This is a genomic window from Tenacibaculum soleae (assembly GCF_030549005.1).
GTDB lineage: Bacteria > Bacteroidota > Bacteroidia > Flavobacteriales > Flavobacteriaceae > Polaribacter > Polaribacter soleae.
The window spans coordinates 238,737-263,288 of record NZ_JAUOSW010000004.1; the positions used below are offsets into that span (position 1 = coordinate 238,737).

General features: G+C 29.6%; 28 protein-coding genes. 26 read left to right on the forward strand and 2 right to left on the reverse strand.

Annotated elements, in window-relative coordinates:
- The first annotated feature begins 2 nt into the window (after positions 1-2).
- The 14 genes from Q4586_RS07590 to Q4586_RS07655 all read left to right on the forward strand — a co-directional run bounded on the left by Q4586_RS07590 (position 3) and on the right by Q4586_RS07655 (position 10,088).
- Positions 3-140 carry a DUF2256 domain-containing protein gene (locus Q4586_RS07590; protein ID WP_084443058.1) on the forward strand — a complete coding sequence of 46 codons (138 nt, stop codon included), beginning with the start codon at positions 3-5 and terminating at the stop codon, positions 138-140.
- Complete coding sequence (locus Q4586_RS07595; protein ID WP_068702816.1) at positions 113-1,402, forward strand: DASH family cryptochrome; 1,290 nt, start codon at positions 113-115, stop codon at positions 1,400-1,402. Before Q4586_RS07590 ends, Q4586_RS07595 begins: the two co-directional genes overlap by 28 nt.
- Entirely contained in the window at positions 1,399-2,934 is a 1,536-nt protein-coding gene (locus Q4586_RS07600; protein WP_303527988.1) for a cryptochrome/photolyase family protein, read from the forward strand. Before Q4586_RS07595 ends, Q4586_RS07600 begins: the two co-directional genes overlap by 4 nt.
- Before the next feature lie 70 nt (positions 2,935-3,004).
- The gene (locus Q4586_RS07605) at positions 3,005-4,471 is read left to right on the forward strand and encodes a cryptochrome/deoxyribodipyrimidine photo-lyase family protein (RefSeq protein WP_303527991.1); all 1,467 of its coding nucleotides are present in this window, start codon (positions 3,005-3,007) and stop codon (positions 4,469-4,471) included.
- A 140-nt stretch (positions 4,472-4,611) separates the two neighbouring features.
- The gene (locus Q4586_RS07610) at positions 4,612-4,878 is read left to right on the forward strand and encodes a TIGR03643 family protein (RefSeq protein ID WP_068702825.1); all 267 of its coding nucleotides are present in this window, start codon (positions 4,612-4,614) and stop codon (positions 4,876-4,878) included.
- Between the two features lie 5 nt (positions 4,879-4,883).
- The gene (locus Q4586_RS07615) at positions 4,884-5,294 is read left to right on the forward strand and encodes a 6-pyruvoyl trahydropterin synthase family protein (protein ID WP_303528026.1); all 411 of its coding nucleotides are present in this window, start codon (positions 4,884-4,886) and stop codon (positions 5,292-5,294) included.
- On the forward strand, positions 5,257-5,952 hold the full coding sequence (gene folE, locus Q4586_RS07620) for a GTP cyclohydrolase I FolE (protein ID WP_303528028.1): 696 nt from the start codon (positions 5,257-5,259) through the stop codon (positions 5,950-5,952). The genes Q4586_RS07615 and folE overlap by 38 nt, the downstream gene beginning before the upstream one ends.
- Positions 5,949-6,173 (forward strand): hypothetical protein, encoded by a 225-nt coding sequence (locus tag Q4586_RS07625; protein WP_068702828.1) that lies wholly within the window; start codon positions 5,949-5,951, stop codon positions 6,171-6,173. The genes folE and Q4586_RS07625 overlap by 4 nt, the downstream gene beginning before the upstream one ends.
- Complete coding sequence (locus Q4586_RS07630; RefSeq protein ID WP_303528032.1) at positions 6,170-6,847, forward strand: SDR family NAD(P)-dependent oxidoreductase; 678 nt, start codon at positions 6,170-6,172, stop codon at positions 6,845-6,847. Before Q4586_RS07625 ends, Q4586_RS07630 begins: the two co-directional genes overlap by 4 nt.
- 11 nt (positions 6,848-6,858) lie before the next feature.
- Positions 6,859-7,383, forward strand: coding sequence for a CIA30 family protein (locus tag Q4586_RS07635; RefSeq protein WP_303528035.1), 525 nt, complete (start codon positions 6,859-6,861; stop codon positions 7,381-7,383).
- A gap of 27 nt (positions 7,384-7,410) precedes the next feature.
- On the forward strand, positions 7,411-7,926 hold the full coding sequence (locus Q4586_RS07640) for a glutathione peroxidase (RefSeq protein ID WP_438273385.1): 516 nt from the start codon (positions 7,411-7,413) through the stop codon (positions 7,924-7,926).
- A complete protein-coding gene (locus tag Q4586_RS07645) occupies positions 7,927-8,325 on the forward strand; it encodes a DUF2452 domain-containing protein (RefSeq protein WP_068702832.1) in 399 nt (132 codons plus the stop codon). It begins immediately after the preceding gene.
- A 1-nt stretch (position 8,326) separates the two neighbouring features.
- Positions 8,327-8,812, forward strand: a complete 486-nt coding sequence (locus tag Q4586_RS07650; RefSeq protein ID WP_303528043.1) for an SRPBCC family protein — start codon at positions 8,327-8,329, stop codon at positions 8,810-8,812.
- Positions 8,802-10,088, forward strand: coding sequence for a cryptochrome/photolyase family protein (locus Q4586_RS07655; protein WP_303528046.1), 1,287 nt, complete (start codon positions 8,802-8,804; stop codon positions 10,086-10,088). Before Q4586_RS07650 ends, Q4586_RS07655 begins: the two co-directional genes overlap by 11 nt.
- 365 nt (positions 10,089-10,453) lie before the next feature.
- Here Q4586_RS07655 and alaS read toward each other — a convergent pair whose 3' ends face one another.
- The gene (gene alaS, locus Q4586_RS07660; RefSeq protein WP_068702839.1) at positions 10,454-13,081 is read right to left on the reverse strand and encodes an alanine--tRNA ligase; all 2,628 of its coding nucleotides are present in this window, start codon (positions 13,079-13,081) and stop codon (positions 10,454-10,456) included.
- Positions 13,082-13,233: 152 nt separating this feature from the next.
- On the opposite strand from alaS, the gene Q4586_RS07665 reads away from it, so the two are divergent.
- The 6 genes from Q4586_RS07665 to Q4586_RS07690 all read left to right on the forward strand — a co-directional run bounded on the left by Q4586_RS07665 (position 13,234) and on the right by Q4586_RS07690 (position 17,286).
- Positions 13,234-14,202: a M23 family metallopeptidase gene (locus Q4586_RS07665; protein WP_068702841.1), complete on the forward strand. Its 969-nt coding sequence runs from the start codon at positions 13,234-13,236 to the stop codon at positions 14,200-14,202.
- Positions 14,203-14,217: 15 nt separating this feature from the next.
- The gene (locus Q4586_RS07670; RefSeq protein WP_068702843.1) at positions 14,218-14,547 is read left to right on the forward strand and encodes a MerR family transcriptional regulator; all 330 of its coding nucleotides are present in this window, start codon (positions 14,218-14,220) and stop codon (positions 14,545-14,547) included.
- Positions 14,548-14,560: 13 nt separating this feature from the next.
- Complete coding sequence (locus tag Q4586_RS07675) at positions 14,561-15,169, forward strand: LemA family protein (RefSeq protein ID WP_068702845.1); 609 nt, start codon at positions 14,561-14,563, stop codon at positions 15,167-15,169.
- A 2-nt stretch (positions 15,170-15,171) separates the two neighbouring features.
- A complete protein-coding gene (locus Q4586_RS07680; protein WP_068702847.1) occupies positions 15,172-15,612 on the forward strand; it encodes a TPM domain-containing protein in 441 nt (146 codons plus the stop codon).
- Positions 15,613-15,618: 6 nt separating this feature from the next.
- Positions 15,619-16,422 (forward strand): TPM domain-containing protein, encoded by an 804-nt coding sequence (locus Q4586_RS07685; protein WP_068702849.1) that lies wholly within the window; start codon positions 15,619-15,621, stop codon positions 16,420-16,422.
- Between the two features lie 96 nt (positions 16,423-16,518).
- Complete coding sequence (locus Q4586_RS07690; protein WP_303528052.1) at positions 16,519-17,286, forward strand: hypothetical protein; 768 nt, start codon at positions 16,519-16,521, stop codon at positions 17,284-17,286.
- Here the strand turns inward: Q4586_RS07690 and Q4586_RS07695 are convergent.
- Entirely contained in the window at positions 17,283-18,095 is an 813-nt protein-coding gene (locus tag Q4586_RS07695; protein WP_303528055.1) for a hypothetical protein, read from the reverse strand. The two genes, Q4586_RS07690 and Q4586_RS07695, sit on opposite strands and share 4 nt — an antisense overlap.
- Before the next feature lie 216 nt (positions 18,096-18,311).
- Between Q4586_RS07695 and Q4586_RS07700 the strand changes: the two genes are divergently transcribed.
- The 6 genes from Q4586_RS07700 to Q4586_RS07725 all read left to right on the forward strand — a co-directional run bounded on the left by Q4586_RS07700 (position 18,312) and on the right by Q4586_RS07725 (position 24,534).
- Positions 18,312-20,162 (forward strand): tetratricopeptide repeat-containing sensor histidine kinase, encoded by a 1,851-nt coding sequence (locus Q4586_RS07700; RefSeq protein ID WP_303528057.1) that lies wholly within the window; start codon positions 18,312-18,314, stop codon positions 20,160-20,162.
- The gene (locus tag Q4586_RS07705) at positions 20,163-20,918 is read left to right on the forward strand and encodes a LytR/AlgR family response regulator transcription factor (protein WP_068702859.1); all 756 of its coding nucleotides are present in this window, start codon (positions 20,163-20,165) and stop codon (positions 20,916-20,918) included.
- An 82-nt stretch (positions 20,919-21,000) separates the two neighbouring features.
- The gene (locus Q4586_RS07710) at positions 21,001-21,411 is read left to right on the forward strand and encodes a hypothetical protein (RefSeq protein WP_028890295.1); all 411 of its coding nucleotides are present in this window, start codon (positions 21,001-21,003) and stop codon (positions 21,409-21,411) included.
- Positions 21,412-21,466: 55 nt separating this feature from the next.
- Positions 21,467-21,799: a hypothetical protein gene (locus tag Q4586_RS07715; protein ID WP_068702860.1), complete on the forward strand. Its 333-nt coding sequence runs from the start codon at positions 21,467-21,469 to the stop codon at positions 21,797-21,799.
- Positions 21,800-21,933: 134 nt separating this feature from the next.
- Positions 21,934-22,578, forward strand: coding sequence for a hypothetical protein (locus Q4586_RS07720; RefSeq protein WP_068702861.1), 645 nt, complete (start codon positions 21,934-21,936; stop codon positions 22,576-22,578).
- Positions 22,579-22,695: 117 nt separating this feature from the next.
- On the forward strand, positions 22,696-24,534 hold the full coding sequence (locus Q4586_RS07725) for a leucine-rich repeat domain-containing protein (protein ID WP_303528067.1): 1,839 nt from the start codon (positions 22,696-22,698) through the stop codon (positions 24,532-24,534).
- The last annotated feature ends 18 nt before the right edge of the window (positions 24,535-24,552 follow it).

The window sequence follows — 24,552 nt, forward strand, 5'->3', positions numbered from 1 at the left end:
TTTTGAAAAAACAACATTTGCCATCTAAAATATGTAAAGTATGTGAGTTACCTTTTTTTTGGAGAAAAAAATGGGAAAAAAATTGGGAATATGTTAAGTATTGTAGTAAGAGATGCAGGAAAAGCAAGAATGTACTTTAGTTTGGTTTCGTAATGATTTACGGATAAATAATAATGAACTACTTAAAAAAGCAATTGCTACTCAAAAAAATATTATAGCTATTTATATTTTTGATGATGTGCTTTTTGAAAAGCAATATTCCTTTGTTAGAACTGGAAAGTTTAGAACTTCTTTTTTAATAGAAACATTAATTGAGCTTGAAGAAAACTTAGCAATTTATAATATTCCGTTATTAGTTTTTTTTAAATCAATAATTTGTGAGTTAAAAAAACTAAAAAGTAGGTTTTTGGTTAAGAATATAGTACTTCAAGAAGATTCTACTTTTGATGAGCGAAAAACTGAAAAAAAAGTTTTAAAAGAATTTTCTGAAGAAACACAAGTATTAAAAGTTTCAAACCAGTATTTGTATAATCCATCACAAATTGATGCTGTTTTTAAAAACGGAATTCCAAAATCATTTTCCTCTTTTAGAAAAATAGTTGAAAAGAAATTAAAGGTTGAAAAAAATGTGGTATACCAGATTCCAGAGCAAAAAAGACTATGTGTGTCGAATTTAAAATTCCCAAAAACCACACATTTTAAAACGCCATCTTTTTCTGCATTTCCTTTTAAAGGCGGAGAAAATGAAGCCATAAAACGTGTAAAATCTTATTTTTTTAAAACAGAAGCGGTTTTAAATTATAAGCAAACCAGAAATCAATTATTAGGTGCAAATTATAGTACCAAATTATCAAGCTGGTTAGCTAATGGCTCTGTAAGTGCTAAGACTATTTATTGGGAGTTGAAGGGGTTTGAAGAAAGTGTAGGTAAAAATGATTCAACTTATTGGGTTTATTTAGAACTGCTTTGGAGAGATTTTTTTAAGCACACGGCACGTTATCAAGGGATTAAAATATTTACTCTCGGCGGAATTCAGGATAAAGAAATTTTAAATTCTACAAAAGATGCTTTATTAATTCAGAGTTGGATTGATGGAAAAACAGCTAGTGATTTTGTAAATGCCAATATGATTGAGCTAAAATATACAGGTTTTATGAGTAATAGAGGAAGGCAAAATACAGCGTCTTATTTTATACATGAATTAAATCAAGACTGGCGAGTTGGAGCAGCTTATTTTGAATCTATATTACTTGATTATGACCCTCATAGTAATTATGGAAATTGGATGTATATCGCTGGTGTAGGAAATAGTGCTCAACAAAAAAAGTTTGATGTGGTTTGGCAAGCAAATACATATGATGTTAACAGAGAGTTTACGAATAAATGGATAAATTTTAGATGAATAAAGTATTACGAATTATTTTAGGAGATCAATTAAATGAAAATCATAGTTGGTTTAAAGAGCGTGAAGAGCATGTTGTATATGCAATGTTTGAATTAAAACAAGAAGCGAACTATGTTAAACATCATATCCAAAAGTTGGTTGGCTTTTTGTTAGCAATGAGAAATTTTGCAAATCAGCTAACCTCTAAAGGGTTTAATGTTGAGTATTTTAAAATATCGGATACTCATAATTCACAAAATTTCATTGATAATATTATCTTTTTAATTAATAAACATCAAATTACTAAGGTGCAGTATCAGTTGCCCGATGAGCATCGTTTGGATAGTTATTTAAAAAAAGAGTTCGCAAAATTGTCTATATCAATTGAGGTTTTTGATACAGAGCATTTTTACACATCAAGAGAAGAATTAGTTAGTTTTTCAGAAGGTAGAAAAAAAACGGTAATGGAAGATTTTTATCGATACATGCGTAAAAAACACAATGTCTTAATAGAAAATCAAAAGCCAATTGGAGGTAAGTGGAATTATGATGCTTTAAATAGAAAAAAATGGAACGAAGATGAATTAATTCCGTTGCCTTATGAGCCTAATAATAATTGTGCTGATATTATAAAGGAGATAACCAATGCTGAAATTGAAACCTTTGGAAAAGTTAATAAAGTATTTAATTACCCAATTTCAAGGGAGCAAGCTTTAATTCAATTAGATTATTTCTGTACTTATTTGTTGCCTTTTTTTGGTGATTATCAAGACGCAATGCACACTTCTCAAGATTTTTTATTTCACTCAAAATTATCATTTGCTTTAAATATAAAATTAATTAGTCCTAAAGAAGTTGTTGAAGCTGTAGAAACAGCATTTTATGAGAATGAAGCAATTCATGTTTCACAAGTTGAAGGATTTGTTAGACAAATTTTAGGATGGAGAGAATATATGCGCGGTATGTATTGGCAATTAGGAGAGGGTTTTAAAACAAAAAATTTCTTTAATAATACAGCAAAATTACCTAAGTTTTATTGGACAGGTAATACCAAAATGAATTGTTTAAAGCAATCTTTAAAAAACTCGTTAGAAAATTCATATGCACACCATATCCAGCGTTTAATGATTCTAGGTAATTTTGCGTTATTGTTAGGTGTTAATCCTGATGAAGTAGATGCATGGTATTTGGGTGTGTATGTAGATGCTGTAGAGTGGGTGCAGCTACCAAATACTAGGGGAATGAGTCAGTTTGCAGATGGTGGCTCTATAGCAACAAAACCTTACGTTTCTAGTGCTAGTTATATTAATAAAATGAGTAATTACTGTAAATCATGCAGTTACAATTATAAAACAAAAACAGATAACGATTCTTGCCCGTTTAATACTTTATATTGGAACTTTTTAGATGCTAATAAACCGTTATTAGAAAAAAATCATAGAATGCGCATGATGTATAGCTTGCTTAACAAGATGCAATTAAAAACTCAAGATTTTACTAAGATTTTAGAAAAATCAGCTGCTATTAAGTTGAATATCAGTGATTATTAAATTTTGTTTATTTTTTTAAGTAAAACATTAAACAAAATTTCGTATATTTGATTCAACTTAAAATATTGAATTGAAAAATAAAGAGCAAATATCTGTAGTATGGTTAAAAAGAGATCTTCGTTTAAACGATAATGAAGCTATTTTTAATGCTATAAGCTCAAAAAATAGAGTTTTGTTTGTTTATATTTTTGAAGATAGTTTACAAGAAGATTTACATTATTCTGAGCGACATTGGAACTTTATAAAACAGTCTTTAGTAGATCTTAATACTAACTTAAAGCAGTACAAGACAAAAGTTTTAACCGTTCAATCTGAGGTTTTATCTTTCTTTAGGTATGCGTTGTTAAAATTAAATATCACAGAAATTTTTTCACACATAGAAACAGGTATTTTAAAAACTTACGAGAGAGATAAAGTAGTAAAAAGGTTTTGCCGAAATAACACTATCAATTGGGTAGAGAATGTACATAATGGTGTTTTTAGAGGAAGAGAAAATCGAGATAATTGGCAAGAAGATTGGGAGACTTATATGAATTCTAAGCAATTTGATTTTAATCCAGAACCATCAGTTTTTATAAGTTCACAAGAAATAGATGAGCTCTTTAAAGAGTTAACAACGGTAAGTTTATTAACCGATAATAAGACTCTTTTTCAAAAAGGAGGTAGAAATTTTGCGCTAAAATATGCAAATAGTTTTTTTAATACTAGATATAAAAACTATGCTAAATATATTTCTAAACCAACCGAAGCAAGAGAAAGTTGTAGTAGGTTGTCTCCTTATATTGCTTGGGGTAATGTTTCAATTAGAGAAATTTATCAGAAAGCAAAACAAGTAAAAGCTACGGCTACAAACAAACGTGCTATAGACGGGTTTATATCAAGGTTATGCTGGCAAGCTCATTTTATTCAAAAATTTGAAATGGAATGTGTTATGGAAACCGAAAGTTTAAATAAAGGTTATAAGAAACTCAAAAAAAATATTTCAGATAGTTATATAAAAGCCTGGGAAGAAGGTAATACAGGTATTCCTTTTATAGATGCATGCATGAGGTGTTTAGTAGCTACTGGATATTTAAATTTTAGAATGCGCGCAATGTTAGTTTCTTTTCTTACGCATAATTTATGGCAACCTTGGCAAGAAGCATCTAAACATTTATCTAGATTGTTTTTAGATTTTGAACCAGGTATTCATTTTCCTCAATTACAAATGCAAGCGGGTGAAACAGGTATTAATGCAATAAGAATATATAGTCCTATAAAAAATGGCTTAACTCATGATTCAGACGCTTTGTTTATAACAAAATGGGTACCTGAGTTAAAAAATTTACCATTAGCTTTTAAACATGAGCCTTTTAAAATGACTTTCTTAGAACAAAAATTATATGATTTCGAATTAGGTGATAAGTATCCAAATCCTATTGTTGATATGAAAATTTCGAGAAAAAAAGCATCTGATTTAATTTATGGTATGAGAACTGATCCAGAGGTTATAAATGAAAGTTATAGAATCTTAAAAAAACATATTGTAAGGCAATAGCGTAATTTAATTAAGTATGCTTAGATAAGTTTTATTAGTACTTTCTAGATTTTTAAAATTAGGAGTAGAAGATTCTGAAATAATAGTTATTGATAGTGTATGTGTGAATTTAAAATGAAAAACAACTCAAAATCATTTTTATGACAGTAATAGAGATAGATAGAATTATTGAAATGGCTTGGGAAGACAGAACTACTTTTGATGCTATTAAGTTTCAATTCGGATTAAAAGAGCAAGAAGTAATTGCTTTAATGAGAAAAGAACTGAAGCTTTCAAGCTTTAAGCTTTGGAGAAAAAGAGTACAAGGTAGGGCTACAAAACATCAAGCTAAAAGAATATTTAATAAAGGTAGATTTAAGTGTAGTAGACAAACAAATATAAGTAATAACAAGATTTCCAAGCGATAAAATAAATGAAAAAAATAGCTATTACAAGAAGAGAGCATTTTAACTCAGCCCATAGACTTCATAATTCTAACTGGTCAATAGAGAAAAATAAAGAAGTATTTGGTAAATGTAATAACGAAAATTACCATGGCCATAATTATGATTTAGAAGTAAGTATTATAGGTGCAATTAATCCAGAAACAGGTTATGTAATTGATACCAAAATACTTTCAAATCATATTAAAAGAGAGGTACTAGAGCCTTTTGATCATAGAAATTTAAATCTTGATACCAAGGAGTTTGAATATTTAAATCCAACTGTAGAAAATATAGCAGTAGTGATTTATAATAAGTTAAGAAAAGTAATTAGTAACCATTTAGAAATAAAAATTAAACTTTATGAAACACCTAGAAACTTTGTTGAATATCCCTACTAAAAATGGTTATAAAGGTTTGTCTGCAGATGAGATAGGAGACAATCACTTATCTGTTGGTATAGATACTCCAATGACACCAGATGCATTTTTAGTTTCAGATGAAGAAAAGAAGCAAAAAATAGCAATGCATTTTAAAGAAATTATGAAAACAATGGGTTTAGACCTAGATGATGATTCTTTAAAAGGCACACCAAATCGATTTGCAAAAATGTATATAGATGAGATTTTTTCAGGATTAAATCCTAAAAATAAGCCTAAAATAGCATTGTTTGACAACAAGTATCAATATAATCAAATGTTGGTAGAAAAAGACATTACTTTTTACTCTAATTGCGAACATCATTTCGTTCCAATAATAGGAAAAGCGCATATAGCTTATATTTCATCGGGTAAAGTAATAGGACTTTCTAAACTGAATAGAATAGTACAGTATTTTGCAAAACGCCCACAAGTACAAGAGCGTTTAACAAATCAAATTGCAAAAGAATTAAAAGAAATATTAAATACTGAAAATGTTGCAGTAATAATAGATGCGAAACATTTATGTGTCTCATCCAGAGGGGTAGAAGATAATGCATCATCTACGCTAACCTGTTATTATGGAGGTGTTTTTAATACTTCAGAGAAAATTGTAGAACTTCAAAATTATTTAAAATGAGTACAGTAAATTTAGTAGAACAAGCATTAGATTTTGAAAAAAATTACAAATCTTTTAGAACAAGAAATGAAAAAATATTAGCCTCAAGAAAAGCCAAAGAAATAGTTTTAGCGATAAATGAAATTTACAAGAATAGTAGCGACAAAAAATTAATGGATATAATGAAACGTATTACATTAATTAAACAGAAAGTTGAGAAAAGATTAAAAGGGAGATTATGAAGACTATAGTTTTAGTAGGAGGTAGTTCTGGTATAGGAAAAGCAGTTGTGAGCAAATTAAAAGAGACTCATAAAATTATAAATATTAGTAGGACCGTACCTGAAGAACACGTAAATGTAAAACATTACTCATGTGATGTTTTGGAAGATGAATTACCTGCTGTAGACGAGGTTCATGGCCTTGTGTATTGTCCTGGGAGTATTAATTTAAAATCATTTACTCGACTTAAAGAAGCTGATTTTAAACAAGATTTTGAAATTAATGTTATTGGAGCTATTAAAACGCTAAAAGCATACGAAAGTAATTTATCGAAAAATAATGGTAGTGTGGTGTTGTTTAGTACTGTAGCAACATCTTTAGGAATGCCATTTCATGCAAGTGTCGCTACAAGTAAATCAGCGGTAGAAGGGTTAACAAAATCATTAGCTGCAGAATATGCAACAAAAATCCGCTTTAACGCAATTGCGCCAACAGTAACAGACACACCGTTAGCAGCTCGTTTATTAAGAAATGAAAAACAGCAAGAAAGTATGCAAGATAGGCATCCGTTAAAAAAGTATTTAAAACCAGAAGAAGTAGCAAGTTTAGCCTGTTACTTATTGTCAGACGATGCGGGTTCAATTACAGGTCAAATTATTCCTTTAGATGCAGGAATTGTAAGTGTTAAAATGTAAAATAATAGCAAATGAAATGGTTGGTAATACTTAGTGTTTTTTTATGTATGAATGATGAAATTATAATTTTTGATAAAAATAGTAGTAACCAAAATTGGTACATAACTAATGATGACGTTATGGGAGGAGTATCTAACTCTTCAATGAAGCTTGATGAAGAAAAAAAGATGATTTTTTCTGGTAATGTTTCTTTAGATAATAATGGTGGATTTGCAATGACTCGATTACCTCTAAATATTAATTTTAATACGAAAAAAACTAAAGTTGTTCTCAAGCTAAAAGGAGACGGTAAAAAATATCAGTTTAGAATTAAAGCTAAAAATAATCAGCGCTTTTGGTACATCCAATCTTTTCAAACATCAAAAAGTACAGAAGAAATAGAGTTGCCATTAAATAAATTTCATGCTTCTTTTAGAGGTTATAAATTAAATGTTGACAATTTTTCGGCAACTACAATAACCGAAATAGCTATTCTGATAGGGAATAAAAAGAATGAAAATTTTAAACTATCAATAGAAAAAATAGCACTTAAATAAATGAAAACATTAAAAATAACTATACTTATGGCATTATTTAGTTTTTTAGGAAACGCACAAACTGTAGCATCTAAAGAGTCTTTGTATGATATAAAGATTGAAGGAATTGATGGGAAACAATTAGATCTTAACCAATACAAAGGAAAAAAAATATTATTCGTTAATGTAGCTTCTAAATGCGGATTTACAAAGCAATATGATGGTTTACAAGAGTTGTATGCTAAGCACAAAGATAAATTAGTAGTTATAGGTTTGCCATGTAACCAATTTGGTGGTCAAGAACCAGGGAAAGAGTCAGAGATACAATCATTTTGTCGTTTAAATTACGGCGTAGATTTTCCTCTGACCGAAAAAATTGATGTTAAAGGAGATAAGCAACATTCATTATACCAATGGTTAACACAAAAAAGTAAGAACGGTAAAATGAATTCTTCAGTAAAATGGAATTTTCAAAAGTATTTAGTAAATGAAGAGGGAAGATTTATTGACGTTTTCTATTCAGCCACAAAGCCTATGAGTTCAAAAATTACAAAACTATTATAAATGGAAAAAAAACCAGACAATGTAGTTTTTAACAGTGATACTAATACTTATGATGCGTTTTTAAAACCGTATGCAACTAGTTTTACAGCTCCGGCAATAAAAGCAGGAAATGCTGTAAACTGGAAAAATCAACAAATTAAAAAAGCAAATTCTCAATTTTATACGATTTTTAATGAAATAAAAGAGCAGTATAACGCTTTACAAAAGCAGCATCAATACAACGAGATTATTTATAATGCTAAGTTTAATTTTCAACCAATTGTTGGAGAGCTATATCATTTGTACAAAAGGAAAAATCAAGAGTTCTTTCTTTCGATATTAGCTCCTGAAGAATGTAATTTTAATTTCGTAGGAAGCTTTCAATTAAACTCAGATCAAATCTGGATGAAAAAACAATAAAATGATTCATTTTAAAAAACACTCTGGTATTTATACACTAACAGCCAAACAAACTATAGATGTTTCTTTAGAAAAGGCATGGGGCTTTTTTAGTTCGCCAGAAAATTTAGAAAAAATAACGCCACCTCACATGGGGTTTAAAATAACAACCAAAGTTGATAAAAGAGCATATGCTGGCCAAATAATCACTTATAAAGTTGGAATTTTACCAGGGGTTAAATTGAGTTGGGTAACAGAAATCACTCAAGTAAAAGACAAAGAATTTTTTATAGATGAGCAACGTTTTGGGCCATACAAAATGTGGCATCATGAACATTGGTTTAAAGAATTGCCAAACGGAAAAACCTTAATGGAAGATAAAATTTCATATAAAATTCCGTTTGGTTTTTTAGGACATATAGCGCAAGCAATATTTATAAAAAAACAATTAAAAGGGATTTTTGAGCATCGTTTTGTAACTTTAGAAAAACTATTTAATGGAAAGTAAAATATCTTTTTTTTGGTTTCGTAGAGATTTACGATTAGAAGACAACAAAGGTTTATCAGAAGCTTTAAAAGCTGGAAGTAAAGTAATTCCTGTATTTATTTTTGATGAAGAAATTTTAGATAAACTGCCTAAAGATGATGCACGAATCTCATTTATTTACAGAGCTTTAAATACGATTGATGAAAAATTAAAATTACAAAAATCTTCGTTATTAATTGAAAAAGGAAGTCCTATTGAGGTTTGGGAAAAGTTATCTAATGTTTATCAAATTGAAGCTGTTTATACAAATAAAGATTACGAACCTTATGCTATTAAAAGGGACACGAAAGTTGATGAGGTTTTAGCGTCTAAAAATATTCAGTTTAAAACTTTTAAAGACCAAGTAATTTTTGAAGAAACTGAAATTGTAAAAAACGATGGTTTGCCTTACACTGTTTTTACTCCTTATAAAAACAAATGGTTGCAGCATTTTTCAGAACAAAAAGACACAGAAGAATATAAAATTGAGTTTCATAATTTTCATCAATTCAATGCCGATTTTCCAAGTTTAGCAACAATAGGTTTTCAAGAAAGTTCTATCAAAGTAAAACCATATAATTTATCAAATTTAGATGAGTATGATACTGTAAGAGATTTTCCATCGCAAGATAAAACATCTTACTTATCACCGTATTTTCGTTTTGGTTTGGTAAGTGTACGTAAAATGGTGCGTTTTGCTTTAAACACTAATGCTACTTTTTTAAGTGAGTTGATTTGGAGAGAGTTCTTCATGCAAATTCTATTTCATTTTCCAAAAGTGGTAACTAATAATTTTCGTCAAAAATATGATGTTGTTCCTTGGAGAAATAATGAAGAAGAGTTTAAGAAATGGTGCAAAGGAGAAACAGGATATCCAATGGTTGATGCAGGTATGCGACAACTAAATAAAACAGGCTATATGCACAATCGTGTACGAATGATTACAGCAGGTTTTTTGTGTAAACATTTGTTAATTGATTGGCGTTGGGGAGAAGCATATTTTGCTGAGAAGTTATTAGACTATGAGCTATCTGCAAATAATGGAAATTGGCAGTGGGCAGCAGGTACAGGCTGCGATGCGGCACCGTATTTTAGAGTTTTTAATCCAGAAGCACAGTTAAAAAAGTTTGATAAAGATTTACAATATATTAGAAAATGGGTTGAAGATTTTGATGAACTAACATACCCACAACCAATGGTTGAACATAAACTAGCAAGAGAAAGAGCGATTGCAACTTATAAAAAAGCATTAAATTAAGAGCCTATTTAATATTAAATATAGACTAAGTTCTCGTCATGCTGAATTTAATTCAGCATCGCATAAAGATAATAACTAAAGCAAATTAGGGGGTGAAACAGAAATAAATTCAGTTTGACGATTCTTTTTTTTAGCTACAAAACATTTTTTAAATCAAATTTAAACAGGCTTAAGTGGAAAATAAAAAGGTTCAAAGAATTAAATCTTTGAACCTTTTTAATATTATTTTTATTTGAAGCAATTTCCCGCTTTACGCACTCGCTTTTTTTGAAGAAAAATCAAAAAAGAGCTCAAACAAACGCTTCAATCGGGGCTAAACTTATTTATAATTTTTTAGCTGCTATAAAGTATTGTTTGTATTATGATTAAACAATATAGTCTTTCGCTTTTTCTAAAGCTTTCGGAATTCCGCCTGGGTTTTTACCACCAGCAGTAGCAAAGAAATTTTGTCCACCACCACCACCGTGAATCAGTTTTCCTAGTTCTCTAACTACTTTTCCAGCATCATAACCACGTTCTGCAGCTAATTCTTTAGAAATATAACATGTTAACATTGCTTTGTCAGCTTTTTCTGATGAAGCAAAGAATAAAAATAAGTTTTGAAACTCTTTACCTAAAGCAAAAGCTAAGTTTTTAATTCCGTTAGCATCTAAATCTACTTTAGTTGCTAAAAACTGTACTCCATTTACTTCTTGTAATTGATTTCTTAATTCACCAGATAAGTTTTGAGCTTTTTCTTTTAATAATTGCTCTACTTGCTTTTTTAAAGCTGCATTTTCATCTTGTAAACTATTTACAGATTTGGCAACATCTTTAGGATTTTTTAATAATTGTTTTACCGCAGAAAAGTTACGTTCAACATCCTCAAAATAATTTCCAACAGCAACATTTGTAATCGCTTCAATTCTTCTGATTCCAGAAGCAACAGCTCCTTCAGATTTAATTTTAAAATACCAAATATCACCAGTTTGTGCTACGTGAGTACCTCCACATAACTCCATAGATTGCCCAAACTTAATAGCTCTTACAGAATCTCCGTATTTTTCTCCAAATAAAGCAATAGCACCTTCGTCAATAGCTTGTTGCATTGGTATGTTTCTTCTTTCAACTAAAGAAAGATTTTCACGAATACGAGCATTTACAAAGTTTTCTATTTCTTGTAATTGATTAGCATCTACTTTAGAAAAATGAGAAAAATCAAAACGTAAGTGTTTTGGACTTACTAATGATCCTTTTTGTTCAACATGTGTTCCTAAAATAGTACGTAATGCTTGATGTAATAAATGCGTTGCAGTATGATTACTAGCAGATAAATTTCTAGCTTCTTTGTTTACAACAGCTTTAAATTTTTCAGATAAATTACTAGGTAAGTTTTTAGTGTAGTGAATAATAAGGTTGTTTTCCTTTTTAGTGTTAACTACATATATAACATCACCGTTAGCTGTTTCTATGTAACCTACATCACCAACTTGCCCTCCACCTTCAGGATAAAAAGGTGTCATATTAAATACCAATTGGTATTGCTCGCCATCTTTTTTTGTAGTTACTTTTCTGTAACGTGTTAACTTAACATCGGCAGTTAAAGTGTCGTAACCTATAAACTCTTCCTCATCATCTTCTATTAAAACATTCCAATCGTCAGTTTCAATCGCAGTTGCAGCTCTTCCTCTATCTTGTTGCTCTTTTAAAGCTGTTTTATATTCTTCTTCATTGTAGCTAAATCCTTTTTCAGATAAAACTAAAGCCGTTAAATCTTCAGGAAAACCATAAGTATCTTTTAGTTCAAATACCTTTTTTCCAGAAATTAATTTATCAGCAGCATTAGCAGTTATCGTATCTAATAAAAGCAAACCTTGTTCTAATGTTTTTAAGAAAGAATGCTCTTCTTCTTTAATAACATTATGCGCTAACTGTTCCTGTGCTTTTATTTCAGGGAAAGCATCTCCCATTTGTGCACTTAACGTTTCTACTAATTTGTAGATAAAAGGCTCTTTTTGGTTTAAAAAAGTAAAACCATAACGAATAGCTCTTCTTAATATTCTTCTAATAACATAACCAGCCCCAGTATTACTTGGTAACTGACCATCGGCAATAGAAAATGCTACAGCACGAACATGATCGGCAATAACACGAATTGCAATGTCAGTTTCGTCTCCAGAAACGGTAGTATCTTCATATTTTACACCTGTAATGGTTTCGATTTCTCTAATAATCGGTGTAAATACATCCGTATCGTAATTAGATTGCACACCTTGCAATGCCATACATAAACGTTCAAATCCCATACCGGTATCAATATGTGTTGATGGTAAGTTTTCTAAACTTCCGTTTGCTTTACGGTTGTACTGCATAAAAACTAAGTTCCATACTTCAACAACATGTGGGTGATCTAAATTAACCAGTGATGCACCCGATACTTTTGCTTTTTCTTCCGCAGAGCGGATATCTATATGAATTTCTGAACAAGGTCCACAAGGTCCTTGCGCTCCCATCTCCCAGAAATTATCTTTTTTATTACCTAATAAGATACGATCTTCAGCGATGTATTGTTTCCAAATATCATAAGCTTCAGTATCTTTTTTTAATCCTTCTTTTTCGTCGCCTTCAAAAATAGTAACATATAAAATGTCTTTATCTATTTTATATACTTCAGTAAGTAACTCCCAAGCCCAAGCAATGGCTTCTTTTTTAAAATAATCACCAAAAGACCAATTTCCAAGCATTTCAAATAATGTATGATGATACGTATCTTTACCAACCTCTTCTAAATCATTATGTTTTCCAGAAACACGCAAGCATTTTTGAGAATCGGCAACCCTACTACTTACAACTTTTTTTTGTCCTAAAAAATATTCTTTAAAAGGTACCATCCCTGCATTAACAAACATTAAAGTAGGGTCATTTTTTAATACCATTGGTGCAGACGGAACTATATTATGGTTTTTAGATTTATAAAATTCTAAAAATTTTGATCTTATTTCTTGAGATTTCATACGATTTGAGCTCGAAATTTTGTTAAATAATCATTAAAAAACAACTAAAGAAAAGTAGTTTTAAAACATTTTGTAAATTTGTGTGTTTCCAAACATAACCCCTTAAATAAAGTTGCTTGTTTAACGAGCACAAAAATAGTACATTTAGCATTATGGCGAAAGTAAAATATTATTACGATCCCGAGACGTTGTCGTATCGAAAAATAGAGTCAAAAAAAAGCGAAACATTTAAAAAGTCTTTCTTAGGAATTGCTGGAACTTTGTTAATAGCCTTTTTTGGATTTATTGGGTTTAGCCAATTTTTAATGTCGCCGAATGAGCGAGCGCAAAAAAGAGAATTAGAAAACTTTAAGTTGCATACAGAGTTAATGTCTAAAGAATTAGGCGTGTTATCTGAAAGGTTAGCTGAATTACAAGAAAGAGACGACAATATATATAGAACTTATTTTGAGGCAAGCCCAATACCTGACGAGCAACGTAAAGCAGGTTTTGGAGGAGTAAATAGGTATAAGCATTTAGAGGGATTTAAGAATAGCGCAATGATTACTAAGGTAACCAGAGATATTGAAATTTTATCAAAACAAATGGTGGTGCAATCAAAATCATTAGATGAAATTGTTTCTTTAGCAAAAGAAAAGGAAAAAATGTTGGCTTCAATACCTGCAATTCAGCCTGTTAAAAATGAAGATTTAAAAAGAATGGCTTCTGGTTATGGTATGCGATTACATCCGATTTTAAAATCGTGGAAAATGCATAACGGAATGGATTTTACCGCACCAAAAGGAACTCCGATTTTTGCTTCAGGAAATGGCGTCATAAAAAAAGCACATCGAAGCGCAACTTTTGGAAAAGTAGTATACATAGAGCATGGTTACGGGTATCAAACTATTTACGCACACATGAGTAAAATGGCAGTAACAAAAGGGCAAAAAGTTAAACGTGGTGATATTATTGGTTACGTAGGTAATACTGGACGTTCAGCAGCTGCGCATTTACATTATGAAGTGCATAAAAACGGAAGGCCTGTAAATCCTATTTATTATTATTACGGCGATTTAACTCCAGAAGAGTTTATAGCGATGCAAAAAGCGTCACAACAAAAAGGACAATCATACGATTAATTTGAATTTGTTAAGATGTATGTAGAATTACCTGAAAAGAGATATTATAAAATAGGTGAAGTATCTAAAGCATTTGGCGTAAATGTATCTTTAATTCGTTTTTGGGAACAAGAGTTTGAGGTAATTAAACCAAAAAAAAATGCCAAAGGAAATCGTTTATTTACTAAAGAAGATGTTGATAATTTTAAATTAATTTTTAACTTAGTAAAAGAAAGAGGGTTTACTTTAGAAGGGGCAAAACAAAAATTAAAAAGAAATCCTGAAGATGTTATTAATAAACATGAAGTTATTAGTAGATTAGAAAAAGTAAAAGCCGAATTACAAAAAATCAAAAATCAATTATAAAAAAACAGAAATTATGAAAAAATGGTTAGTGCCTTTAGTTATTGTTGGAATCATTGTATTTGCAATCTTTAAATGGGTAGTTGGATTTAATAATACAGCAGTAAGATTAAATGAAAATATTGCAGAAGCTTGGGGTAATGTAGAAACAGCTTACCAACGAAGAAGTGATTTAATAGGTAACTTAGTAAAAACCGTACAAGGAGCTGCTGATTTTGAAAAATCAACACTTACTGAAGTTATTAATGCAAGAGCCAAAGCAACCTCAATGAATATTGACCCTTCAAAAATAACACCACAACAATTAGCCGAATTTAATAAAGTTCAAGGAGGTTTAAGTGGTGCTTTAAAAAGTTTACTGGTAACAGTAGAGCGTTATCCTGATTTAAAAACGAATCAGAATTTCTTAAAATTACAAGACGAATTAGCAAGTACAGAAAATCAGATTCTTACAGTTAGAACTCGTTATAACGAGGCTATAAAACCTTATAATAATCACGTAAAAGTATTTCCGAACTCAATCTTAGCAGGATGGTTTGGTTTTGAAGGAAAACCTTATTTTGAAGCAGAAGCAGGAGCCGAAAAAGCACCAGATGTTAACTTTGATTTTGGTACTAAAAAATAACAATGTCTAAAGTAGAAGATTTTCTTACCCAAAAAGAAGAGCAAGAAATTGTTGCAGCTATTAGAACAGCTGAGTTAAATACTTCTGGCGAAATACGAGTACATATAGAAGCATCCTCAAATAATGAGGATGCTTTTAATCGTACTTTAGAGGTATTTCATTCTCTAAAAATGTTTGAAACCAAACAAAAGAACGCTGTTTTAATATATGTTGCTGTTGAAGATCATCAGTTTGTAATTTACGGAGATGAAGGTATTAATAAAGTTGTACCAACTAATTTTTGGGATACTACAAAAGATGTAATGCAAAATCATTTTAAAAAAGGCGCTTTTAAAAAAGGTATTGTTGGAGGAATTTTAAAAGCAGGAGAAGAATTAAAAACTCATTTTCCTTGGCAAACTAATGATGTAGATGAATTGTCTAACGAAATATCTAAAGGATAAATAATCTTGAAAAAATCAGCACACATTTTATTTTTTGTAATTGGATTATTATTTATTCAAACAACATTTTCTCAAGGATATAAAATTCCTGAAAAACCAAAAAAACAAACTAGTGTTTATGATTACGTTGGTTTACTTTCTGATACCCAAAAAGCAAGTTTAGAAAATAAATTAATTAAATATTCTGATACTACTTCTACGCAAATTGTGGTAGGAATTATCGATACAACCAACGGAGAAAGTATCGGAATTTTAACTCCCAGATGGGCACATAAATGGGGAATTGGTCAGGCAAAGGAAGATAACGGTGTTTTTATACTTTTAGCAAAGAACGATCGAAAAATATGGATTTCTCCTGGATACGGAGTAGAACATAAATTAACAGCTGGAATTGTAGGTGAAATCACCAGAAATTATATTATTCCGCAATTTAAAAGAGGTGATTTCTACGCTGGATTAGACGCAGGTTCGAATGCTATTTTTAAAGTTTTAAATGGTGAGTATAAAGGTGAACGTAAAAAAAAGACGAAAGGTTTTGACCCAAGTTTTATCTTTTTTATAATTATTGTCATCATCTTTTTTATCGTTATTTCCAGAGGAAACAAAGGAAATAGAGGAGGAGGAAAACGAAATTACAAGCGTTCAACATCAAGAGATATTTTAGAAACCATAATTTTAAGCAATTCAGGTCGTGGCGGATTTGGAAGCGGTGGTGGTTTCGGTGGCTCGTCTGGAGGATTTGGCGGCGGATTCGGTGGTGGATTTGGCGGCGGCGGATTTAGCGGTGGTGGTGCCGGTGGTAGTTGGTAAAATTAAATATAGATGGTAAAAAAAAGTCTCATTTATCTTTCTTTATTATGCTTTGTTAGTTGTCAAAATTTTGGGCAATTAAAAGTGCTAGCCAATTTGCCAAATTCTTTACATGAAGTTTCTGGAATTGAAAAAGTAAAAAACGCTGATTTGCTTTGGATGTTGAATGATAGTGGTAATAAGCCAATTATTTATGGAGTAGATAACCAAGGTAAAATAATTAGAGAGATTATTGTAAAAGCTAAAAATAATGATTGGGAAGATATTACATCAGATGAAGAAGGAAACTTATATATAGCCGATTTTGGAAACAATAATAATAAGCGAAAAAATTTAAGAATACTTAAAATTAAGCACCAAGATTTATTAATAAAAGATAAAGTTGAGGTTGAAAAAATTAAGTTTTCATATCCGAATCAAATTAAATTTCCGCCGAAAAAGAAAGATCGTTTTTTTGATGCCGAAAGCTTGGTGTATAAAAGCGGTTTTTTATATATTTTTACAAAGAGTAGGGTTAAAGGTAAATACGGTAAAACGATTTTGTATAAAATTCCTGCAGAAAAAGGAAGTTATGAAGCAAAACGCATTTCAACTTTCGAAAATTGCACTGATTTAAAATGTTCGATAACAGGAGCATCAATTTCTCCTAACGGAAAAAAAGTAGCTTTGTTAAATCATCAATCTGTATTTATATTTTCCAATTTTGTTGATGATGATTTTTTATCTGGTGATGTAAAAGAATTTCCTTTAGGGCATGTTTCTCAGAAAGAAAGTATCAGTTTTATAGACGATACAACACTTTATATTGCCGATGAAAAAACAAAATCGTTAGGCGGAAAATTATACGAGTTTTCTTTAAATTAATCGTAATTCGTTTTTTGATACTCATCTATCCACTCTTTCGGAAACTTGTTATACAAATCAATTAAAACGGGTTTATTTATCTCCTCAGATTGAAAATCTTTATAAAAACTCCCTAATAACCAAACTTGTGTGTTTTTTAGTTCTTTTTTATGTAAATTTAGTAATGCTTTTTTAGAAGTTTCATCAGCGTCTAATAACAAAAGAACAAGTGAAGCCGCAGTTTCAAAATTACTATCTAAATAAAAATCTAAACCATTTTTAATACGAGTTAAAAGCAGTTTGTTTGATAAAAAAGGAGTAAAACGAATTCTTTTTTTACGTAGATTCGGGTAGCAAGAATAACTATTACTTAAATTTAAGAATTTAATTGATGCTATATAATCCTCATAAGAAAGAGTTGCTATTTTAGGTAAATCACTATTATTTTTAAAGTCGCAAAGTAAATACATTTTAGAAGCGCTAACATAGGTTTTATCCATGTCATTGTCTAATATGTTTTTTTCTACAGCAGCCAAAAATAAAGGGAAATTTAGTTTGCTAGGTACATCCCAAACACCTAATTTTATTCTGTAATAATAGGCGAGGTAAATATTTTTTTGCGATATTTTTGTCATCTTCGTTTTCATTACTCTGTTAATTTCATAATGAAACGAAGGGTAAAATTGTCCCTGAAAATCATGTAAACGAGCTTCTTTTTCGCTATCAATAAAATTTTGAATGATGCCGTTGTTATCTTTCTTTATAGCTACTGCGAAATTTAAGTTGTTGTAACGTTTTTCTTGCTGTTTTATTAAGTGTTCTTTATCCATTGTTAATAAGATATGTTTTTTTTGTGTTTCAAAAGCTAATAAAGTGTTATTTCTTTTACTTTATAGTGTAAAATTATAGCGTTTTTCTCTTGCTAAGAGAATGATTTTATAAGTGCTATTGCCTATTTTATATTTGAATAAAAGTAAGTGGTGTTTTTTAAAATCTGCCATTATTATGGTTATTTTAGCTGTTATAAAAAAATAGAATAACCTTTTATGTATTCCACTTTTAAGCGTTTTTTACAAGTTGTTTTTGTGTTTGTTTTTTGTGTGTTTGCAATAAGATGTTCTAAGCCTAATAGTATTAGACCAGTATTAGAAAAGCAATTGTTAACATTACAAGAAGACTCTCAAAAGCAACCTGAAAAAGCAATAAAAAAAATTGATAGTTTGCTATTAAATGTTACTGACTTAAATACTGCGGAAGAAGCGCTACTTTTATTTGAAAAAGGAGAAATATATTATTTGAATGATGAGTTTATAGAAGCGAAAAATATTCATTTAAAAACATACACGCTATTTTCTAAATTTAACGATAACTATAATAAAGGAAGAAGTTTAATAACGTTAAGTAACACATGTATTAAATTAAGAGAATTTGAAAAAGCACAAGAATACGCTATCGAGGCTTTGCATATTGGTGAACTTATAAATAATAATAGACTACAGGCAAAAGCAAACAATCAATTATTTCAATTACATTTTAGACTAAAAGACTACAAAAAAGCATTAGCATATATAAATCAATCAGAAAAACTATTTTTAAATTCTGAAGACATTACATCTATTATTGCTGTAAAAGGAAACATAGCAACGATACACTTACAGTTAAAAGAATATAATAAAGCATTGCAAAAATTTTCAGAAGCTTTAAAATTAAGTGAGAAAATTAAGGATCCTAAAACTATTGTACGGGTTTTAAATAATATAGGATTTACTTATTTAGAAGCGAGGGAGTTTAAACAATCAGAAAAATTTTTAAGAGGAGCTATTACTTTAAATAAAAATATTAAAGCTATAAATGCAGCACCTTATAAAGGTTTAGGAGCTTTGTTTTTAGTAACGAATAGGTTAGATTCTGCTAAAGTAAATTATAAGAAGGCGTTAAATATTTATAAAGATAAAGGTAACATAGAAGAAGAAACAGATATTAGAGATAAATTAATTGCTGTTGCTCTTTTAGAAAAAAACTTTGAAGAAGCTTTATTTCATCAAACGATACGTGATAGTGTTAAAATTCAATTGAATAAAAGTGAGAAAGAAAAACTACTTCATTTTGCGAATGTAAATTATAAAGTAAAAGAAAAGGAGATCGCTTTAAAACATCAAAAAGAAACAAGTAAGCAAAACATGCTTTTAGGTGTAAGTGTTATTGTTTCGTTAGTATTACTACTTATTATAGCTGTTTTTTTTAATTACAATAATAAACTAAGAGCTTTAAATAAAGCATCGAAATTAGAGCAACGTTTGTTAAGAGTACAAATGAACCCTCACTTTATATTTAATACTCTGGCAGCAATTCAAAACATCATTTTAGAAGGGGATTTTTTAAAATCTTCGAATTATATAGCTAAATTCTCTAAATTAATTCGTCAGAATTTCGATTATGTCAGAAAAGAAGAAATATCATTAGAAGAAGAAATAAAAATGATTTCTAATTATATTGAAACACAACAACTACGTTTTAATAATGCATTTAAGTATACAATAGATATATCAGAGAATTGTAATATGAAAGAACTTAAAATGCCTCCAATGCTTTTGCAACCTTTTGTAGAAAATGCGATTGAGTATGGTCTTAAAGGCAAAAAAACAGACGGTGTTTTAGCTTTAAAAATTGATAAAGAAAAAGAGGGTTTATATTTTGAAATTCTGGATAATGGAGTTGGAAGAACTATAAAACAAAAAGATGTTAAAGTATCAGAAAAATTGCATGCAACAGCTGTTTTTATAGAACGATTAAAAACAAGAGGCAAAGGAGAGGAAAAGTCTTTTAAGATTGAAGATTTATATAATGATGAAAAAAAATCAATAGGAACAAAAGTGTTTTTTAAACTTACCGTATAAATGATAAAGACAGTATTAATAGAAGATGAGTTTAATGCCTTAAACACGTTAACCAAACTAATTCAATATACCCAAAAAGATATTGAAGTTATAGCAACAATAGATAATGTAAATGATGCTATTGTATTCTTAAAAAACAATACACCAGATTTGGTTTTTATGGATATAGAATTAATAGGAGGTTCTGCTTTTCAAATATTAGAAGCCCTAGAAACTATTAATTTTAAAATAATATTTACAACTGCTTTTGATGAGTTTGCTATAAAAGCTATAAAGTTTGATACTGTTGATTATTTATTAAAACCAATAGATTCAGATGAGTTAAGTAAATGCATAGAACGTTTTAGAGTTGGTTATGAAAAAGAACAACATTATTTAAAGATTGTAGACAAGGTTGTTGAATTAGATAAAAAAGAAGCGCAAAAAACACTGCTAATAAAAACAACGGATGAACAACATTTTTTGCAAGTAGATGAAATTATACGCTGTCAATCAGATGGGAGCTATACTACCTTTCACACTAAAAGAAAAAAAATAATGAGTGCAAGAAATTTAAAATATTACGAAAATATTTTAAGCGAACATACTTTTGTTAGAATACATCAATCTCATTTAATAAATATAAAATACATAGCTTCGGTAACAACAAATACAGTTGTGTTAACAGGAGGAGAGAAGATACCATTGGCATCTAGAAAAAAGAGTTATTTAAAGCAGTTTCTAAGTCAATTTCAGCAAATACAAAACAAGAAGTAACGATTATAAAACCGTTTTTTAAAAGCTATTTTTTCGATATAGTTTTGAGGTATAAATAAAAAATAACCTTAAAACAATTAAAATGGGACTTAAAGAAAAGAGATTTACAAAAACGTTTCAAGAAGAGCAATACCCAGCTTTAAAAGAGCAAATTAATGTAGCAGCTGGTTTTGATATAACTTTAGAAACAGCGTGGGAAACTTTATTTGAAGATCGTTTTTTACATTTATATAGCGATAGCTATCCTAAAATTTACTTTCAGCCATTAATTGAAAGCTTTTCAGCTATAACGGCAGATGATATGGGTAAAGAAGCTTTGAAAGAAAGCTTAAAAAAAGTAGTAATTGTTAATAATGACAATCATCACAACCCAACAAACGCATATACTTTTTCAGAAGGAGTTTTACAAATAAACCATAGTCCGATTTTAAATGCGGATGATGTAAGTTCAAGAACTAAGGTACTTACTAGCTTATTAGAAAATAATTTATAAAAATAAATCCTCCTTTTTTAATTTAAAAAAGGAGGATTTAAAAAAAAAATAAGATATGTTAAAAGGGCTATACCTAGGAGTATTTTTACTAGTTATCAGTACGTTTTATTCATGTGGTATAGCAACTAAAGTTGCTAAAAAAAGTTTAGTGGAGTATTTAGAGTTACATCATAAAGGAAAATACGAAATTGTTGTGTTCAAACGTAATTTTAATACAACGAATGTAAATTTCAACCTGTTTCTAGTAGCGTTAAGATTGGTAGAAATAAAAACAGTTTCAATAGTATTTGAATGGGATCCTAAATTGAAAAAATTACATAGGCCTTATTATAAAGAAGGAAATTCTAGAGCTTATTTAACTTCAAAAAATATTAAAGAGGTTTGTTAATTAATCGTTTTATGGCTATTTCATTTTAACACTTTCTTCCACCTTGTTTTTTTCTAAATAAGAGCAATACCTGTCTCTTTAAAATTATAAAACTAGTCAAGTTTTATTTACGCTCAATAATTAAATAAAAAAGAATGGATACATCATATATAAATAAGTTTAAGGCAAAGTCACCTGCTGCAATAATAGATCTTATTTTTAAAGAGAAAGAAGAAGTAGCAATTACTTTAACGCTTAAAAACGGAACATATTTAGAGGGTTTTATTGTTGATGTATTAAAAGAAGAATATCAAATAGCGGTATGTTTAAGAACTCAAAACAATGAAGTTTTCTTTTTTAATGTTCAAGAGGTTTGTTTATTAGGTATTAAATATCCGAAACAAATAGCTGTAGCATTGTCTGACGGTAGTGTGAGCAGACCCATTAATTCTAATGAAACAATAAGTGGTTTAGAGTTAAAAAGATGGGTTAATAAACAACAAGAAATATTAAATGTACCAATTAATCTAAGTATAGATAAAGTTGCATTACAAGAGTTAAACGTTCGGTTGAATTGTAAAGATATAGTAAACTCTCTTTTACAAGCAGTAACATTGGTGTGTAATGACTCAATGGCATTAGATATATGGAAAACTATAACAAGTATAACTATTGTTCAAGCAGCAAATTTTAAAGTAAAGAAGGTAGATAATGTTTTAGAGATTTCTATTGACACTAAAAAAGCATTACCAGAAAAATTAGAAAATATTCTAGTAGAGAAAATTGAATCAGTTTTGTGAGATACGCTTATAAAATGAATTACCGCGTATATAAAAGCAATAAAAGGGAGCTAATCATTAGACTTTATATTTGAATAAGGATTAAGAAAATTATAAGAAAACATACATAATATTACTATGGGACTAAGAGAAAAAAGAATTATTAAAGCATTTCAAAATGAGTTATACCCAAAAATTGAAGAGCAGATTTTTAAAGCAGCAAATTTTGATGTACTAATTTCTATCGCATGGAATACTTTACAAGAAGATCGTTTTTCACATTTATACAACGATACTTTTGTTAAAGTTTACTTTCAGCCATTAATAGACGGGCTAAAAGCTATTAATATAGACGAACTAGGGGGAGAATTATTAAGAAAAGGATTAAGAAAAATTGTTATTGAAAACAGTAAAAATGAAAGTAACCCAGAGAATGCGATTAGTTTCGAAGAAGGGGTTTTAAAAATAGATCATAGCCCTGTTATTAATGCTGATGCGATAGAAAGTAGAACTAAACGCATTATTACATTATTGGAGGATAATTTAGAGCGTTTTTCAGAAGCAGATGAAAACCTAAATGGCACCTCTGTTGATTTTAGTAAAAATAAAAATGCTTTTTCATTCGAAGAAGTTAATGGAGCAATAACAATTACTAAGTACAATGATGGCCAAACAACAATTGTAATTCCTGAACTGATTAATAATAAGAAGGTAACAAAATTAGCTCCGTATTCATTTCAAGAAATGAATTTAGAGAAAGTAGTACTTCCTAAAACATTGTTAAGTATAGGAAAGCAAGCATTAGATAGTAATAAACTTACTCATATTAATTTGCCAGAAGGTTTAATTGAAGTTGGTGAAGATGCTTTTTATGGAAACGAACTACAAACGCTTACTTTACCTGATAGTCTTGTTGTAATTGGAGACGGTGCCTTTTCTAGAAATACTATTTCGACATTGACTCTTTCGGAAAGTATGATAGAAATACCAAACTACTGTTTTTCTAATAGTGGTATTACAGAAGTAAAATTACCATTAAACCTTAAAAAAATAGGAGAATCTGCTTTTACAGGGAATAACTTAGCATTTTTGAGTATTCCAGAAAGTGTAGATTCTATTGGACCACAAGCATTTTCTGAAAGTAATAGATTAGAGAAAGTATCAATGCCAATAATATTCAAAGAAAGGATTGAAAACATTTTTTTTCGATCTGAAATTAATAATATTTCATTTGAATATCCAGGTACAGATTTAGTTAATAAAAGGGAAGAAGAACAAATAAAAGAGGGGGCTAAAAATGAACAACCCAAAGTAAATTTATCACAATTACATAACCAGTCGGTAGCATTAACTTTTGAACGTCAAGATCATTTTCAAGAAGTTGTTGAAGATTTAGGTTGGTCTTGTGATATGTTAGAAGGAACGGTAACATATGGTGAGCATGTTTTTAGAATGCAGGTGTTAGGAACATATTCTGAAAAAGAACAATCATGGCTTTGGGCATGGGCAAATAAGCAAAGTGGAATTCCAGAGCAATTTTTAGAGGCTTCTTTAGCTTTAAAAAAAATAGGCGAAAAATATGGTATTGAAGATTTAACAATGCCAAAGATTGAAACAGAAAATGATCCAGGGCATTATTTTTCTTTTGTAGCTAATGGTGTCGTTGTATCGAGTTGTTATGCTCCTTTAAATTTTAAAGGAATAAAAGTTTATGTATTGCTAACATCTGAGTTAGTAGACGCGAAAGAAATTACAGAACCTGCTCTTATTTGTTCACATTTTGCAAAGGTTACCACCAGAATGAAATTTAGTCATAAACATGCTTTGTTCTCTTATTTAAATCAAAAAGGGTATAAAGTAGAATTGTCTGGTAATAATATTTTGGCTACTAAAGGGAACGACCAGATTCTAGGGATTTTCGACTTGAAAAATCGCTTATTAAAAGCATCTAATTCTAAAATAGCAACAAACGTATAGTAAGGTTACGTGTAAATA

Coding starts and splice junctions, on each gene's coding strand:
- Q4586_RS07615 (WP_303528026.1), top strand. CDS start 4,884: ATGAAAAAAATAGCTATTACAAGAAGAGAGCATTTTAACTCAGCCCAT.
- Q4586_RS07655 (WP_303528046.1), top strand. CDS start 8,802: ATGGAAAGTAAAATATCTTTTTTTTGGTTTCGTAGAGATTTACGATTA.
- Q4586_RS07640 (WP_438273385.1), top strand. CDS start 7,411: ATGGCATTATTTAGTTTTTTAGGAAACGCACAAACTGTAGCATCTAAA.
- Q4586_RS07625 (WP_068702828.1), top strand. CDS start 5,949: ATGAGTACAGTAAATTTAGTAGAACAAGCATTAGATTTTGAAAAAAAT.
- Q4586_RS07630 (WP_303528032.1), top strand. CDS start 6,170: ATGAAGACTATAGTTTTAGTAGGAGGTAGTTCTGGTATAGGAAAAGCA.
- Q4586_RS07675 (WP_068702845.1), top strand. CDS start 14,561: ATGAAAAAATGGTTAGTGCCTTTAGTTATTGTTGGAATCATTGTATTT.
- Q4586_RS07695 (WP_303528055.1), bottom strand. CDS start 18,095: ATGGATAAAGAACACTTAATAAAACAGCAAGAAAAACGTTACAACAAC.
- alaS (WP_068702839.1), bottom strand. CDS start 13,081: ATGAAATCTCAAGAAATAAGATCAAAATTTTTAGAATTTTATAAATCT.
- Q4586_RS07610 (WP_068702825.1), top strand. CDS start 4,612: ATGACAGTAATAGAGATAGATAGAATTATTGAAATGGCTTGGGAAGAC.
- Q4586_RS07715 (WP_068702860.1), top strand. CDS start 21,467: ATGTTAAAAGGGCTATACCTAGGAGTATTTTTACTAGTTATCAGTACG.
- Q4586_RS07670 (WP_068702843.1), top strand. CDS start 14,218: ATGTATGTAGAATTACCTGAAAAGAGATATTATAAAATAGGTGAAGTA.
- Q4586_RS07635 (WP_303528035.1), top strand. CDS start 6,859: ATGAAATGGTTGGTAATACTTAGTGTTTTTTTATGTATGAATGATGAA.
- Q4586_RS07595 (WP_068702816.1), top strand. CDS start 113: ATGCAGGAAAAGCAAGAATGTACTTTAGTTTGGTTTCGTAATGATTTA.
- Q4586_RS07705 (WP_068702859.1), top strand. CDS start 20,163: ATGATAAAGACAGTATTAATAGAAGATGAGTTTAATGCCTTAAACACG.
- folE (WP_303528028.1), top strand. CDS start 5,257: ATGAAACACCTAGAAACTTTGTTGAATATCCCTACTAAAAATGGTTAT.
- Q4586_RS07645 (WP_068702832.1), top strand. CDS start 7,927: ATGGAAAAAAAACCAGACAATGTAGTTTTTAACAGTGATACTAATACT.
- Q4586_RS07680 (WP_068702847.1), top strand. CDS start 15,172: ATGTCTAAAGTAGAAGATTTTCTTACCCAAAAAGAAGAGCAAGAAATT.
- Q4586_RS07665 (WP_068702841.1), top strand. CDS start 13,234: ATGGCGAAAGTAAAATATTATTACGATCCCGAGACGTTGTCGTATCGA.
- Q4586_RS07720 (WP_068702861.1), top strand. CDS start 21,934: ATGGATACATCATATATAAATAAGTTTAAGGCAAAGTCACCTGCTGCA.
- Q4586_RS07600 (WP_303527988.1), top strand. CDS start 1,399: ATGAATAAAGTATTACGAATTATTTTAGGAGATCAATTAAATGAAAAT.
- Q4586_RS07725 (WP_303528067.1), top strand. CDS start 22,696: ATGGGACTAAGAGAAAAAAGAATTATTAAAGCATTTCAAAATGAGTTA.
- Q4586_RS07710 (WP_028890295.1), top strand. CDS start 21,001: ATGGGACTTAAAGAAAAGAGATTTACAAAAACGTTTCAAGAAGAGCAA.
- Q4586_RS07650 (WP_303528043.1), top strand. CDS start 8,327: ATGATTCATTTTAAAAAACACTCTGGTATTTATACACTAACAGCCAAA.
- Q4586_RS07700 (WP_303528057.1), top strand. CDS start 18,312: ATGTATTCCACTTTTAAGCGTTTTTTACAAGTTGTTTTTGTGTTTGTT.